Genomic DNA, 14,774 nt, shown 5'->3' with positions numbered 1-14,774 from the left:
AAAAGAGGGAGATAAAATGAAAAAACAGACAATCACCGTCTGTATACTTTACCGGATATTTGATATCCTCTGGTATCCGTCAAATTGACAAACCAGATTTTAGCCCCATCCGGTACGGTTACTTCCCAATTTCTGCCATATAAATCACCGGAGACAGATCTCCAATGATATGTATCGGCAACTGCGCCTTCGCTTGTTGTATAATATAATGTAACTTTCTCTATAGATACAGGAGAACTCACCTGCCCTTTTACTACCCCATTTCCTATACTTTCTTTCCTGATACAGGGAAGAGCTCCCTCCTTACCCAAGTACTGGTTGACAAAGGCACTAATTTCTTCATTACTCCATCCATATTTATGGCTATGTCTCAACCCGCGTTTTATCAACAAACGAGATTTCTTTGCCAATGCGGCACTGCGGGTCATCGAAGATAAATAGAAATGTACATCATTAGTTCCGTTCAGAAATAAGATAGGCCGTTTCATCCGGGATAAATATACAGAAGGATCATATTGAGCCAGCCATGTGTCTCTATCCTTTTCCGCAAGCGCATCCAATTGTTGTTTCATACGCCCGCTTTCGCCCAAGAAACCACATCCATAAACAGGAACAGCTACTTTAAAACGAGCATCCAGCGAAGATACGATACAGGTCAATACTCCTCCCCAACTAATCCCCGTAATGGCAGTACGTTTTTTGTCCACCTCAGGGAAACTTAACAATAAAGTATGCGCTTTTATCACATCCCCCACCGCTTGATAAAGCCACTGCTCTTTCAATGGTAATGTAACATCGAAATAAGGAGTTTCTCCTCCTTTTTCCTCAAACCCTCCCGCAATATGCTTTTTGTCGGCACCATTGCCCCGCGTATCCAAAGCAAGAGCAGCATATCCACGTTTTGCCCACTGTACCACCCAGTCCCTGAAGGCCATACCTCCACCTCCATGTACCAGAATTATTCCGGGAAGTTTTTTATCTCCAGATATATTTCCATCCAACATACCCGGTGTTGCATAGTAAGCAAAAACCGATTTACGATGCCCTTTGTAAGATAAGGATTTAAAAATAATAGATTCAATAGAATCGCTTTTGACAACCTCATACTCAGGAGTCAGGAGAAAGTCTTCATCATCCCATAATGTGTTTTCAACATTGACCTGCCCAAAGCCGGACAATATTCCGGTCAAACTTAAAAAAAAACTTAAACCAACAATTTTAAAAATATAATGTGTTTTCATATCTAATATTACTTTGCTCCTTCTACAAAGGAAGACAAGAATTCGTAAAAGAGTTATTAATATATTCTCGATTTCTATTAGATATGTATCAAAAAAACATCCAAGCATACCTCAATATGAAGGGAGTTCCGGATATGACCATCCGAAACTCCCTTTATATTTTTAATACGAGTTATCGATCACTCGTTTTTCATCGTTATGGTTACTTTTGGAGCTGCTCCTACCTTCGTTGTTTGCATACCTACATAATAAGCACCCAGCACGTCATTCTTAGACGCCGACAGAACAAAATTACCATCAACATCCGTAACAGTTCCCCGGTTAGTACCTTCTATAAGGATGGAGGCTCCGATAATGGGTTCTCCCTTTGTATCTACAACTTTCCCTTCTACCTTGAATTCCCCTTTTACCAGAGTACCCTCAAAAGTTTTTGTTTTCTTAGTCACAATATAAATAGCACCCTTATTATCTCCATTTTTATTCACGCTGATACTTTCTATTTTATCGGCAGGCACCACACTGTTCAAATCTTTATTTTCCATATCAACTTTTGTGCCATTTACATAAACTTCCGTGTTTACCAAATCACCTCCGGAAGAATGTAGCACGATACCACGCAAACCGGAAATATTCTTTTTCGGAGTAACACCTGTACCTATCACTCTCACATCCTTATTGTCGTTTTTTTCTTTTTTAAGAGTAATCAATATAACGCCATCCTTACCTTTTTCGCCATATAATTCCAGAGCTTTTTTATCTTTCAATACGGTTATATGATCTATCTTATCAGGATCTAATGCACCTAAAATAGAAGAATCTATTTCCTTTCCGTTAACCACCAACAATGGTTTATCCAATGCCGTTATAGACGATATTGTTACTTTCACATCCTGTTTCTTTGCTTTTTGGGGGTTCAGAGTATCAGCCTGTTGTACCCTTACAACAGAAGTTACCTCCTTACTTTTCACAACTTTTGTTTCAGCAATTTCCGCTAAATCATTAACTTTGGCGGTTGAAACATCCTGTACACGAGAAAAGAGTGAATTTACTTGTTCTCTCTCGGGCACAACCGATGTCCTTGAGATCTCCTCTGCTTTTTCGGAGACTTCGGGACGTGCAAAAGCCGTTACGGCAACAGCTGCCAACGGAAGTACATAAAGGTACTTCAAACGTGCCCACGGACTTGACTTTTCTTTTAACATCATAGTGATACGTTTTTTAAGTTTACTGTGATTAAAGCTGTTGGCCATAGAGTAGAGCCTTGTGCCAACAGCTTTTTTTATTAATAATAATTGATATTGTTTCGCGTCTACACCCTCCTTGATTACCGTCTCGTCAGCTTCATATTCGTGAATGTTCTGCAACTCCTGCTTCAACAGCCAAGAAGCCGGATTGAACCATTGGAAGAAAATACAGACATCGGCCACCAGCAAATCCCATGAATGCCGGTGGTGGATATGTGCCAACTCGTGTATAAGTATTTCACGTCCATTCTCGTTTAAATCTTTCCGGGAAATGACGATATACTTCATCCAGCTGAACGGAGCGATATCCCGTCCATGGACAATCAAAATAACCTTATCTTTGGAATTTATATACTTACCGGCAACCTCTTTTTTACCCGATCTCAGCAACAGTAATAACCGACACAGCGAATATATATTGCGGAAAGCAAAGAAAAGGATACCCAGCAGATATAACGCCAGTGCCACCTGTACCCAGGTAATCTCTTGAACCGGTTCCGGTACAGTACCCATTTCCGCAGCATTTGCCAGCAACAGCCACTGTTCCAGCGTCATCATAGTATGATGTATTTCCGTCTGCCGCTCCACACTTATCTCCACCAAGGGTAGCACACAAGACAACAACAGAATACCCAGCAAAGCAAACCGGTTGAACCGATGAAACGTCTCACGGCTGAGCAACAGGCGGTAAAACAAATAGAACACCGCCAGGCAGACAGAAGATTTAAGTATATATACAAAGAGTGTACCCATGGTATTTACGATTGGAGGATTGGACAATTTACTATTTACGATTAAAATTACGCTGATTTACAGTCGAGCTTTTCTCAACCTCCTCTATCAACCGCTTCAAATCATCCAAAGAAATATCTTCTTCCTTAACCAATGAAGATACCGCACTCAGATAAGAGTCATTGAAATATTTACTGATAACATTCTTCAGTGTTCCCTTACGAAAGTCCTCCTCGCTTACAACCGCATAATACTGATATGTATTACCAAATGTATGATGACTCAGAAAACCTTTATCCTCCAATCCACGCACAATTGTAGAGAGCGTATTGAAATGCGGCTTCGGTTCCCCATAGAACACCAGCATCTCCTTTACAAACAACGGACCTTTTTCCCAGAAAAAGCCCATAATCTCTTCCTCTTTTGCAGTCAATCCTTTCATATTCTTCTTTTGTTTTCGCAAATAACTAAATAATTTAGTTCATAAACTAATTATCATAGTTAAATAGAACTAAAAGTTTTAGTTTAATCATCAATCAGTATTTTCCACAGTCCTATCATCAGCAAAATACCTACTTATTGCGATTGCGCTTTTCAAAGAAAAGCCGTTACTTTGCGCACGAATATAAAGAACCCAAATAATAACCGATAATGAATGAACAACATAAATACAGTGCCACAGACAAGATGAGCGACCTCATCTGCGACAACTATTCCTTGTTAATGGTGATGAGCCGTTTCGGTCTGTCATTGGGATTTGGGGATAAGAATGTAAAAGACGTCTGTGAAGCTCAACAGGTAGACTATCGTACCTTTCTCGCTGTGGCCAACTTCATCAGTGAAGAACAGTACACCTATAGTAGCGATGAAAATTCGTTCTCTATTCCTGCCCTCATGGACTACCTGAAGCGGGCACATACTTATTTTCTGGATTTCAATCTGCCCGCCATACGCCGCAAGCTTATTGAAGCCATCGACTGTTCGGGCAACAACAATGATGTGGCATTCCTTATCTTGAAATTCTTTGATGAATACGCCAAAGAAGTCCGCCGCCACATGGAATATGAAAACGAAGCGGTATTCACCTACGTGGAGCAACTGCTGGAAGGAAAACTTTCTGACGAATATGACATTGCAACCTTTGCCAGCAAGCACAATCAAATTGACACCAAGCTAAAAGAACTGAAAAATATCATCATCAAATATTATCCCGAAAAAGAAAACAACAACCTCCTTAATACCGTTTTATTCGACATCTTCAACTGTGAGCAAGACCTTGCTTCACACTGCCAGGTAGAAGATTATATGTTTGTTCCCGCTGTGGCGCAAATAGAAAGGAGACTGAAAAATGAACAATAATACTTCATTGAAAATAGTCGTTGCAGAAACTTCGGTTATTGTGCGAAGTGGCCTTACAGCAGTATTAAAACGCATCCCCAACCTGAATATACACCCCATTGAGGTTTCCTCACCCGAAACCTTGCAGAACTATATCCATCTGCATACTCCCGATATCGTTATTGTAAATCCTACTTTCGGAGGATGGTTTGACTTGCAGACCTTTAAAACGGAAAACGGAAAATCGGGCATCAAGTATATCGCCCTGGTTTGTTCTGTCATCGAAAACAATGCATTGAAAGAGTATGACGAAAGTATCGCTATCTGCGATGATATCGATATCATCACTTCTAAAATCAACCACTTGTTGCATACGGAAGAGGAGGAAGAAAAGGATAATGAACAAGAGACACTGAGCCAACGCGAAAAGGAAATCATTACTTGTGTTGTGAAAGGAATGACGAACAAAGCCATTGCAGACAAGCTGTTTCTTTCCATTCATACCGTCATCACCCACCGCCGTAATATCGCCCGTAAACTACAAATACACTCTCCGGCAGGACTTACCATTTACGCAATTGTAAACAAGCTGGTAGAACTTCAAGATATCAAGGATACCCTATAATTACTTCTTTTTCGTTTCCTTTATAGGAAATGCCCGTTTCCCTCCGAGGAAACCATCGTTTCCATGAAGAGAAACGGCAGTTCCCATTAAAGGAAACTGTAATTCCCATTAAGGGAAACGGGCGTTCCCTACAAGAGGAAACTCCAAACCTTTATTGTCCCAAAAGATATATAATAAATCCCCGCCTCACGATATCACATCGGAAAACGGGGATCCTTTTATCTTCATAAAAGTGGTTACGTAATTATGACTAACTAATTCATTCTTTAAATCTCTGATACCGCAAAGATACAGCATCGGCAGATATCCTGCAATCGCTCAAATTAGGTATAATACAGGGAGATAGTCATCACAAATAGGTATCCCTCTTTCACTGTATGGTCAAAACGGTGCATAATCCTTATTCCCGCAAGTCTTTACTCCCATACATTCCATCTCTATCAACCATCCCGGACGACAGACCGGTGCATGTACAAATATTTTCGGGGTATCCGGAAAACGTTTATCATACATTCCCTTTACCACTGTATAATCCGCTATATCGCGCAAGTAAACAATCATTTGTCCCACATCCTCGAATGTACATTCCGCTTCTTTTAACAACGCTTCCACATTTTCCCACATCCGTTCCGTCTGCTTGCGAATATCACCGGGATACATAACCTCACCCTTGTTATTGATACTTGCCGTACCGGAAATAAAGACATGGCGGCGGTCTCCGTAATCGACGTATGTGCCACGTTCAAAACTGACACCATATTCGTAGGTAGGGTTCAAGTGGGTAGGAGCATATAGATAGTGTATCTGTCCGGACTCCAAACCATCTACCGCATATGTGTCCATCTGTACCAGTACTTTAGGGTCGGCATGCCGCCCTCCGATACCAGTACTGGCTATATAGTGCGTATTTTCCGTCAGGTTCTGGGTAACAAAGACTTCATTGCGGGCTTTCACCACTCCGGCATAATTCACATCCACGTTTTGTACAAAAAACCAGGTACGGATACAGTTGTCGGCCAATTTACATCCCTGTTCCATCAATTGCATCACATAGTCGTTCAGCAACAAACGGGTCTGATATTCTGAATTGGCGGCACGGTTCAAGACACTGCCACTCCAAAAATGACGGTAAGCCCCATGCTTCACCTCAAACAAACCGTTGTGAAGAACCCGGGTCTGCACACCTGCCTGCAAGTAGACCCATAACGCAATCTTTGTTCCGTTCAGCGGTGGTTGCTCCACAATGGAAAGCGCACAGTCCGAACTTTCCGTAGTAAGTGCAAGCAACAGGTCTTCCTGATTGGCTGCATCACTCAGGAAATAACGCTTAAAGACGGCAACAGCTCCACACAATTCTTCCTGAAGTAAAGTGAAATAGGTATTGATAACCGCATTCAGTTGCTGTTCGTATGTGTCTTCGGGGCGAGTGGCGTGAATCATGATATGATACTCCGAAATACCGCCTTTAACTTTATATTCAGAGATTTCGATTAAAGTATTATCTATTTGTTTTTGTTGTTTCTTGTTACTCATTTCCATATCAAATTAGTCGTTATTTGGTAGCACCATTATCTATCCAGTCGTCAATCAAGGTCAACAAATTGGGATAAGGAGTAAGTATCGGGAAGTGGTCTATCCCCCATTGTGAACTGATATCCGTATTCAATATCTGATACAGGACGCTTTCTTCCGCATGGCCCGGAGTTACCCTGAGTTTACCGTCAACAATGACGGAAGGATGATTGACCAAGTCTTCATAACTCTTACCTTTCGTCAGATTAAGATTGGCACTCGGGCTACCGGCAGACGCCCCGTGGCAAGTAGCGCAATACGGAGTGAAGACACTGTTTTGTATCGCGCTGTACATACCGGCATCCACAGCACCCACATTCATGATAATCGTATCGGTAGTAGCCGGGGCTTCAATGGACGAGAAGGTAGCGATACGTTTCCTGAGTTTATTGATCGCACAGATCTCCAACGTCTTTACCTCATCACTAATACCGGACATGATTACCCTAACGGTTCCCCCGTCTACGGAAGGCGCAGGAATATTGGCGGAAGTAACCGCATACTCACTCGTCTCATTAAAACCTGCGATTACAATACTATATCCCTGAGCCCATTTATCAATGCCGGTGATATCAGCGGTCATCTTCACGACACGTCCTTCCTCCATTACAATAGTTTCTTCTTCATAAATCCGCCCTTCGTCACACGAGGAGCAAGCCATTACAAGAAGAACCATAAAGAAAAGAATATTCCTATTCATAATACCATCCTCTCCTTGATTTGTTTAGAATGTATACTGAAGTAAAACAGTAGCCGAATGGGTGGCTAAGCCCAAATTATCATTATCACGGTCGAGTTGGGTATCGTGTCCCCAACGGGCAACATACTGATACATTGCCTGTAACTTCAGGTTACATCCCTTGAAGAAATAATTCATGCCAACAGCCGGCATGTTCAAAAACCCATCATCATCCGTACCATTACGATTGAAGACATCATAGCGTGCAGCCAATTGCACACGGGGCGCCACGAAGTAACCACCCTGTACATACCCACCCAGATAATTATAATGTTCATTGATCTTTTGGCGTTTAGTAAAACCGACATTCATGTAGTATGCCTCGGCAGCCAAATAAAGCTTATTTTTCAACATAGCAAATTCCAGTCCTACACGCGTGTCGTTAGTACTCTCATTCTCACTTTCCACATTGATTGAACCGGACAATCCGAACAGTATCTTATCTTCATTCAGACGGTTCGGATTACCTTGTGTGGCGGGCATCACTCCTTTAGGCATATAAGTCAACCGTCCGGCATAAAGCAAAGAAGGAATATGCCAGTCGTCGCTGATTGTCTTTGAAGCAGTATTCACAGAAATACCAGTTCCGTTGAACAAGCCGATTTCATAACCCAACTTATCGCCAACCAACCCATGCAGTTCCACACCCAAATCAAAACCTGTACCGATATTCGGTGTCACGGCATTCAGTGAATAGGGCATAATGACGGAAGAAGTCAATGAGACAGGTAACTGAGGAAGTAAAGTTTCACCCAATGTAGTCAGGTAGGCATGCGAAAAAGGCGTTTTGAACTTACCTACCCGTAAGGCAATTTCTTTCTTGAACTGTATATCGAACCAAGCTTGTTGCAACAACGCTCCACCACTTGCAGCGGCATTGATTGACAGGTTAAAAGAAACTTTTCCAAAAGCCTTACCCGTAAAACCAAGTACAGCATAAGGAACCGAGAAACCGGAACTTGCGAAATTATCCTGATTATAAGCTTTGTCCAGACCTTCATCATCATACCAATTTAGATTGGCACTGGTCTGTACCAGTAAGTAAGGTTTAAACACAAAATCTCCTTTCTTGCTTGTAATGGTAAACCCTTCTCTTCCTGCCAGAGATACCACACCGTTTTCCGTATCTTCTTCGTGCTGTGCCATTGCTCCCAAAGGCATTACGGCAAGTACAACTAAAAATAATAATTTCTTCATAACTACTTATATATACTTTTTATTTCTTATTAACACTGTTGTCGGGTCAAAGTGATTTCAGGAATGCAACCAGTGCATCACGGTCTTCCTTACTCATATTCTTAAATAAATTTTTAGAAGCTTCTCCTTCTCCGCCATGCCACATAATGGCTTCCACATAATTGCGTGCACGTCCATCGTGCAGGAAGAATGTATGCCCATTCACTTTTTCCTGTAACCCGATTCCCCACAAGGGTGTTGTACGCCATTCATTTCCACGTGCCAAACCACTTACGTAATTATCATTCAATCCGACTCCCATGATTTCAGATCCCATGTCATGAAGCAAATAATCGGAATACGGATGAATAGTCTGGTTACCCAGCCACGGTAACTTTGTACCCATCAATAAAGTAGTTCCACGCGGTTTAGTGTGAAGGGTTGTCACATGGCAAAGATGACATTTGGCCTCATAGAATTTCTGTTCACCCTTAATGACCTGTGGATCATTGACATTACGGCGAGCCGGCACACCAAGGCTCTGCATATACAAATCTACATCTTCCATATCCTCGGTCGATACATCGAGCTGAGCGTAAGAGAGTCCCATCATACTGCCTTGATTAACCTGTACCTGCCCCTCACAGATTTCTTCCGGATAACGGCTGTTCGTCACACCCATATCGCTGGAGAAGCCCAGTTCCACCGTCAAATCGGCATGTTGGGCCTTATTGCCGGACAGTCCCAAGCTATACACTCCTTTTTCTGTTATATAATTGCAACGACCGCTAATACCATACTCGGGATAATTACTCTTAGCGGCAAGAGCTTCTATTTCTTTAGGATCAAGTGCCATCATCTGCCCCATACCGACATGACGCAATGGAATACGTACTGTACAGAAAAGATCTTCAGGGGCTATCTCATCGGCATACCAATCAGTAATGGTATAATTGGGTTTGCAAAGTTCATATTCTTCACCGTCGGGAAAATGAAAAGTCTCACGAGTATATTCTACTTTCAGTTTACCTTCGGGTTTCACCCCATAAATGGCCTGATCATGTAATACACGTCCATATTCCTGAAAGAAAGCCCCATTTTTACGGCTGATATAAACCAGCATCGAGGAAAATCCGGAACTGCCGGAACCACCTTCACTCCAGAGTGTAGGCTTGGTACGACCGGCATTGCGATGACAACTTCCACAAGAATAACCGGCATAAACCGGTCCTAAACCACCACCTATATCATTACCACTTGAACGGGCGTTGTCATAAAGCCTGTCGCCACGGGTAAAACGGGTAGAATATGTTCCACTCACCCAATTGGCTTCCGTATCGTATGCTACCGATGAGTTTAAAAAAAGAGTTGATGTACCGGCCGAAAGCGCATACCCGTCGGGTACGGTTACATCCGTTACATCAATTCCGTCCTCATCACACGCCGTAAATGCCAATATGCAAAAAGACAAGAATGAATATTTCAGTAAATGATTTACCATAATCTGCATTGTTTTCTAAAACAATATATTTCTACATGCCAAAGAAGCAAAGGGAGATTTTCCAATCTCACCCTTACTTCTCCTAATCTATTATCCAATTGAACAATCCTCATTTTGTAGGTACCGTACGGGCTTCTCCATCTTTAAAGAGTAGAAACTCCAAAGTATGGAAACCTCGTACATTCTGAGATGCTTCAATAGCTTCATCAGAGTCATCGTCTCCCCAAACCAAAGAACTCCAATCGGCAGACTTCATAATCTGTACAATGGCGTTCTGATCTAAAGGCCAGCTATCCATATTGGGATCAAGTCCTAACTCATCTACCGGACCAAACAAGAAAGCCTCACTCAATTCCCATGGTTCACGAGCATTCAACCAAGCCGTACAAGCAGCCTCAAAACGTGTATTGGTAGGATTTGCCACTAACGAATTCACTGCATCAAGAAGGAGTTTGTTTTTTTCTTTCAATTTTTCATAAGTCGGGACAACTACCACATCTACATAGTTCTTAACTATCGCATCAAGTCTTTCTGATGATATATTATTCACGACATAATCTTTCAGGTTAGTAGCTTCTGCTTCCACTGTTCCACCTCCTTCTTCTTCCACTTCACTTAATAGTCTCTGTAAAGAAGAACAAGCTTCCATTGCTGTCTGAGCCTGAGTACTGTTTATATGATTACGGAATGGCTGAGGAATAGCCTGAATAGCATCTGCAGCTGCTTTGATAGCGGCTCTCACCTTAATATCCATCGCTGTACCCTCAATTTCTTTTGCAAAAGAATTACCGGCAACAGTACCATCCAATGAACCATAATAAGCGTTTCTGACAGAATAAATATTATTAGTATAATCATCGCGTGAGTGCCAACTATACCAAGACTCCACAGCATATAGAGCTTCCTTTTCACGTCCGGAAATATATAGGTTATAAGGATCACCTATCTTAGCGCTACCCACTTCATTAGCTATCTCCGCACATTTCTCTACAATCTCCTGAGCACAACTTGCCGCATTTGTATATGTAAAATTGGCATCATGAGTCTTGAATAATTCAGCATAAGACTTTCCTGTTTCTTTCCAGGTTACCGCCCAAGCATTATACAGACTTTCAGCATCGTCATTCAAAAGCATCGCAACATTCTTCATATAGTTATGCCACGCATCTGCTGTGGATGAGTTGTAATCTATCTCATCAACATTCCACGGATCCGAGTCGTCATCACTACATGAGGAGGCAACGAGAGCCAGTACCAGAACCAGTACCGGTACAAAAAATAAATTCTTTTTCATCTTATAAAAATTAACAGTTAATAAAATCATTTTTTAATAAACCAACCAATATAAGCTATACCGATAGAGAACTCATTTTCACTATTATAAGGTCCGGTTCCAAATATCTTGCTTGTACCTATCTGCCTGGTTGAATAATCGGCTTTCACTACCAGATTGGGCAAAGCATACCAGTCCAGGCCGGCTGTCCACATGCTTACCTTATTACGCAATTCCATGACCTGCATTGTCTCCCCTTTTTCCTGAGGATTATAATATTCATAGCGTGCAAAAGGATAAATCACCGGGACTTTTTTATTACTTTTGAAAAAAGCACTTAAATTGACCCCAACCTCTCCGGCATAACTGACCGCCTTTTTGGCGACAGGAGTGACACGTGTATATGGAGACTTATTAGAGAGTTTGGTATTCACCGAACTGACTGCCAATGAATTTCCCAAGTTTCCCCAAACAAAATTGGCACGAGCCGTTACATACCTATTTTTATATTGGGCATCGGCTGTATAAATTCTTACGGGAACCTTAAAAGTAGAATAATCCTGAAGTTTGTCGGAGTTGGAACCGGCATCTGCACAATAATAGAAAGAACCTCCTACACGCAAGCCCGGCACACCCTTATAGTCCAAACGAAACGCATAACCTGGCGAAGTAAAATTATCTACTTCAAAAAGTCCTTGCTTACCACCAGCCACCCAAGTGTTACGATCAAAACCGTTAGCGTTCAATCCCGCAACAATCATCGCTTGATAATCGAAACCTGTATAGCCTTTTCCAAACGACCCAAAAATCTCGAGTCCATTTTCATGCCAGGTAGAAGGTAAAATAGTGCTTTCGCCTTCCGGACGATAAACGCCAAAGAAGTTGATAGGCTCGTGATGGGCATTAGTCAACCCAACCGGCACAATAATATGCCCCGCGCGCACATTGAAAGCTGGATGGATCAATCGAGTAATATGGAATTGTTCGAGAGCGACTTCTCCTCCTTTTTCCACTTCGGTTTCATACTCCCCATTTTCGGAGTTCTCAATTTCGTATGCCGTACCTACCCCACCGGCTTCAAACTCAATTTCTGCACCGAGCATCCATTTTGAGTTGAATTTATAATCAAATGCTAATACAAAACGAGGAATGGAAATGGTGTTCCGGTTATCTTTGGAGTTACCATTATTACCCCCGTAAAAACGATTGTTACCATAGTCCTTAAAACTTGCAGCCATCTCGCCATATCCACCGAAACGGAATTTCTTGTAGCCGTCACTTGTGGCTGCTGTCTCTTTCTTTGCCGTAATTTCAGTGTTCTCTTCTACCTTGATTACTTCATCCGATCCGTCAGCCAGTAAAGTATTAGTAGAAAGTAAAAAACACAAAACAAATAAACCCGTTAATTTTCTCATCTTTTATCTTAAATTTTGTTGGGACAAAGTTAGAGGGAAGAGAAAACACGGGAAATACCTAAAAATAATGAAAAAGAATAAAAATCAACAACAATTAGGTAGGGTAATGAATATATACATGTGTTTACCTAAAAACTCCATGTTCAAACAACATCGTGTTTGGGGAGGGAAGAAAGTAACAAACAGACAATAGATTAACAAACGCATTTCATGCGGTTTTGTTTGTACTTAAAAACAAGAATACAATAAACAATTAATATAAGGTCTATTCCTCTTGTTCCTTCTCTTCGGAGTCAGTAAAAGAAGTAGATTTAGTTTTCTTCAACCTCCCACTCTTCCGGAGAGCCTCAGCGATGATCCACTGGAGCTGTCCGTTAGTACTACGGAACTCATCGGCTGCCCATTTTTCAATAGCATCCATTGTTGCAGTATCTACACGTAGAACGAAGCTTTTAGTTGAAGTGTCTTTTTTAGCCACGATTTATTTCTAATTTTATGATTTACTAATTACAATTGAATTGCTTTATTTCTTTGATTACCCATTAAAAGATATACACTAAAACATATTCCGGATTCCGTGGGCAAATGCCGCTAAATCATTCAGCACATAAGCCGGAACAGATGAAGCCCGACTATATTCCATCGGAGTGGCTTTTCCAGTTCCTTCTTGCAAAAGATGGTTCAGCTTGGGATAAGACTTGAAAAAGGCATTCTTATTTCGCCATAGGCCAAAACGCCAGAATGCGAAATCTTCCATGGTCACCTGATAATCGCGTTCACCTTGAAGAACAAAGATAGGAAGCTTTAGTTTGGCAGCTACACTCACCGGTTTATAAGCATTGGCAAATTCCCAATAGGAACGAGGCAAATTCAAGGGCAGAGGTATCTGCTCATCAAAAGCATTGGTTCCCAATTTTCTTACATTATTCAATTGTTCTTTCAAGTCGGCGAACTGCATTTTGGCTTCAGCCGAAGCAGGCGCCAAAGACATGATATAAACAGTTTGCTCTTCAACGGCATCCTCAAACGGACGAGCCAATCCGGCAAGAACAATAATCCCAGCCAACTCCTTCGAACGTTCGGCTATGCGAGGAGCCAATGTCCCTCCTAAACTATGTCCTAATACATAGATACTATCCGATGCAATCTCCGGCAGAGTTTTTGCCAAAGCCACGGCGGAAAGGACATCATCTACTACCTCCGTATCATAATCGAGCACACGGCCGGCGGGAACACAATCAGCTCCATAAGTTTTTGTACGCTTGTCATAACGGATAACAGCAATACCCCGTTCCGCCAATCCCCAGGCAATATCGCGGAAAGGTTTATTAGGTCCTATGGTTTCATCACGATCGTGAGGACCGGAGCCATGTACCAGAATGATACACGGAACTTTACGTGCCTCGGCAACGGTAGCAAACTTCGGTACAGTCAGTGTACCCGGCAGTTGAAATCCTTCGGCACCTACGGTGATATCCCGTTCTGACATCTTCTTTTCATTATACGCTACAGAAGGGGTAACAGAAGTAGCCGGCACTGGAGACAGACGGATCGTATTCATCGCTCCATCCGCATCAAAAGCAAGTATAAAACGGAAATCGTACCGTTCAAATTTCAAATCGGAATAATAAAGGGTCCCCCCCTGGACGTTTTCCGTCTGCCACTCACTTTTTGATTGTAACTTGCCGAAAACTTTCTCCGTCTCTCGAAAGGTACCATTGAACATCACTGGAGATAATTTTCCTTGCAACTCTTTATTCAAAGCAATATAAATACTATCGCCCTGCCCTGCCGCAAACCATTCATAAATATGCTGCGCACGAACGCGATTGGCATCTTGCGCAAAGATACCATAAACATTACTCCATAAGAAACACAGCAGAAAAAAACACCGATACACTTTTTGAGTCTTTATCAT

General features: G+C 41.9%; 13 protein-coding genes. 2 read left to right on the top strand and 11 right to left on the bottom strand.

The window, feature by feature from the left end; translation table 11 throughout:
* Nucleotides 1–32: 32 nt before the first annotated feature.
* From C1A09_RS12365 to C1A09_RS12355, 3 genes are all read right to left on the bottom strand, one after another.
* Nucleotides 33–1,241 carry an alpha/beta hydrolase family protein gene (locus C1A09_RS12365; RefSeq protein ID WP_101544655.1) on the bottom strand — a complete coding sequence of 403 codons (1,209 nt, stop codon included), beginning with the start codon at nt 1,239–1,241 and terminating at the stop codon, nt 33–35.
* A 179-nt stretch (nt 1,242–1,420) separates the two neighbouring features.
* Nucleotides 1,421–3,238, bottom strand: a complete 1,818-nt coding sequence (locus tag C1A09_RS12360) for a M56 family metallopeptidase (RefSeq protein ID WP_101544653.1) — start codon at nt 3,236–3,238, stop codon at nt 1,421–1,423.
* A gap of 31 nt (nt 3,239–3,269) precedes the next feature.
* Nucleotides 3,270–3,659 (bottom strand): BlaI/MecI/CopY family transcriptional regulator, encoded by a 390-nt coding sequence (locus C1A09_RS12355; protein WP_101544652.1) that lies wholly within the window; start codon nt 3,657–3,659, stop codon nt 3,270–3,272.
* Nucleotides 3,660–3,868: 209 nt separating this feature from the next.
* Here C1A09_RS12355 and C1A09_RS12350 point away from each other — a divergent pair, with 209 nt between their 5' ends.
* Together C1A09_RS12350 and C1A09_RS12345 are read left to right on the top strand one after the other, a co-directional pair.
* Nucleotides 3,869–4,576: a hemerythrin domain-containing protein gene (locus C1A09_RS12350; RefSeq protein ID WP_101544650.1), complete on the top strand. Its 708-nt coding sequence runs from the start codon at nt 3,869–3,871 to the stop codon at nt 4,574–4,576.
* Nucleotides 4,566–5,180, top strand: a complete 615-nt coding sequence (locus tag C1A09_RS12345; protein ID WP_101544648.1) for a response regulator transcription factor — start codon at nt 4,566–4,568, stop codon at nt 5,178–5,180. Before C1A09_RS12350 ends, C1A09_RS12345 begins: the two co-directional genes overlap by 11 nt.
* Nucleotides 5,181–5,561: 381 nt before the next feature.
* Here the strand turns inward: C1A09_RS12345 and C1A09_RS12340 are convergent, their stop codons facing one another.
* The 8 genes from C1A09_RS12340 to C1A09_RS12305 form a co-directional block, all read right to left on the bottom strand.
* Nucleotides 5,562–6,713 (bottom strand): Rid family hydrolase, encoded by a 1,152-nt coding sequence (locus tag C1A09_RS12340; RefSeq protein WP_101544828.1) that lies wholly within the window; start codon nt 6,711–6,713, stop codon nt 5,562–5,564.
* A 19-nt stretch (nt 6,714–6,732) separates the two neighbouring features.
* Nucleotides 6,733–7,452, bottom strand: coding sequence for a hypothetical protein (locus C1A09_RS12335; RefSeq protein WP_101544647.1), 720 nt, complete (start codon nt 7,450–7,452; stop codon nt 6,733–6,735).
* 24 nt (nt 7,453–7,476) lie between these two features.
* Nucleotides 7,477–8,688, bottom strand: coding sequence for a porin (locus C1A09_RS12330; protein ID WP_101544645.1), 1,212 nt, complete (start codon nt 8,686–8,688; stop codon nt 7,477–7,479).
* A gap of 46 nt (nt 8,689–8,734) precedes the next feature.
* Nucleotides 8,735–10,168 carry a di-heme oxidoredictase family protein gene (locus tag C1A09_RS12325; protein WP_101544825.1) on the bottom strand — a complete coding sequence of 478 codons (1,434 nt, stop codon included), beginning with the start codon at nt 10,166–10,168 and terminating at the stop codon, nt 8,735–8,737.
* A gap of 109 nt (nt 10,169–10,277) precedes the next feature.
* Nucleotides 10,278–11,462 carry an imelysin family protein gene (locus tag C1A09_RS12320; protein ID WP_101544641.1) on the bottom strand — a complete coding sequence of 395 codons (1,185 nt, stop codon included), beginning with the start codon at nt 11,460–11,462 and terminating at the stop codon, nt 10,278–10,280.
* 26 nt (nt 11,463–11,488) lie between these two features.
* A complete protein-coding gene (locus C1A09_RS12315; protein ID WP_101544638.1) occupies nt 11,489–12,856 on the bottom strand; it encodes a putative porin in 1,368 nt (455 codons plus the stop codon).
* 265 nt (nt 12,857–13,121) lie between these two features.
* Nucleotides 13,122–13,334: a type II toxin-antitoxin system antitoxin gene (locus C1A09_RS12310; protein WP_101544636.1), complete on the bottom strand. Its 213-nt coding sequence runs from the start codon at nt 13,332–13,334 to the stop codon at nt 13,122–13,124.
* Nucleotides 13,335–13,412: 78 nt separating this feature from the next.
* Nucleotides 13,413–14,774 carry an alpha/beta hydrolase gene (locus C1A09_RS12305; protein ID WP_101544633.1) on the bottom strand — a complete coding sequence of 454 codons (1,362 nt, stop codon included), beginning with the start codon at nt 14,772–14,774 and terminating at the stop codon, nt 13,413–13,415.

It is taken from the genome of Bacteroides cutis (assembly GCF_900241005.1).
GTDB lineage: Bacteria > Bacteroidota > Bacteroidia > Bacteroidales > Bacteroidaceae > Bacteroides > Bacteroides cutis.
Note: the sequence above shows the minus strand (reverse complement) of the source record. Positions and strands in the feature narration are given on the sequence as shown.

Coding starts and splice junctions, on each gene's coding strand:
- C1A09_RS12365 (WP_101544655.1), bottom strand. CDS start 1,241: ATGAAAACACATTATATTTTTAAAATTGTTGGTTTAAGTTTTTTTTTA.
- C1A09_RS12360 (WP_101544653.1), bottom strand. CDS start 3,238: ATGGGTACACTCTTTGTATATATACTTAAATCTTCTGTCTGCCTGGCG.
- C1A09_RS12355 (WP_101544652.1), bottom strand. CDS start 3,659: ATGAAAGGATTGACTGCAAAAGAGGAAGAGATTATGGGCTTTTTCTGG.
- C1A09_RS12350 (WP_101544650.1), top strand. CDS start 3,869: ATGAATGAACAACATAAATACAGTGCCACAGACAAGATGAGCGACCTC.
- C1A09_RS12345 (WP_101544648.1), top strand. CDS start 4,566: ATGAACAATAATACTTCATTGAAAATAGTCGTTGCAGAAACTTCGGTT.
- C1A09_RS12340 (WP_101544828.1), bottom strand. CDS start 6,713: ATGAGTAACAAGAAACAACAAAAACAAATAGATAATACTTTAATCGAA.
- C1A09_RS12335 (WP_101544647.1), bottom strand. CDS start 7,452: ATGAATAGGAATATTCTTTTCTTTATGGTTCTTCTTGTAATGGCTTGC.
- C1A09_RS12330 (WP_101544645.1), bottom strand. CDS start 8,688: ATGAAGAAATTATTATTTTTAGTTGTACTTGCCGTAATGCCTTTGGGA.
- C1A09_RS12325 (WP_101544825.1), bottom strand. CDS start 10,168: ATGGTAAATCATTTACTGAAATATTCATTCTTGTCTTTTTGCATATTG.
- C1A09_RS12320 (WP_101544641.1), bottom strand. CDS start 11,462: ATGAAAAAGAATTTATTTTTTGTACCGGTACTGGTTCTGGTACTGGCT.
- C1A09_RS12315 (WP_101544638.1), bottom strand. CDS start 12,856: ATGAGAAAATTAACGGGTTTATTTGTTTTGTGTTTTTTACTTTCTACT.
- C1A09_RS12305 (WP_101544633.1), bottom strand. CDS start 14,774: ATGATAAAGACTCAAAAAGTGTATCGGTGTTTTTTTCTGCTGTGTTTC.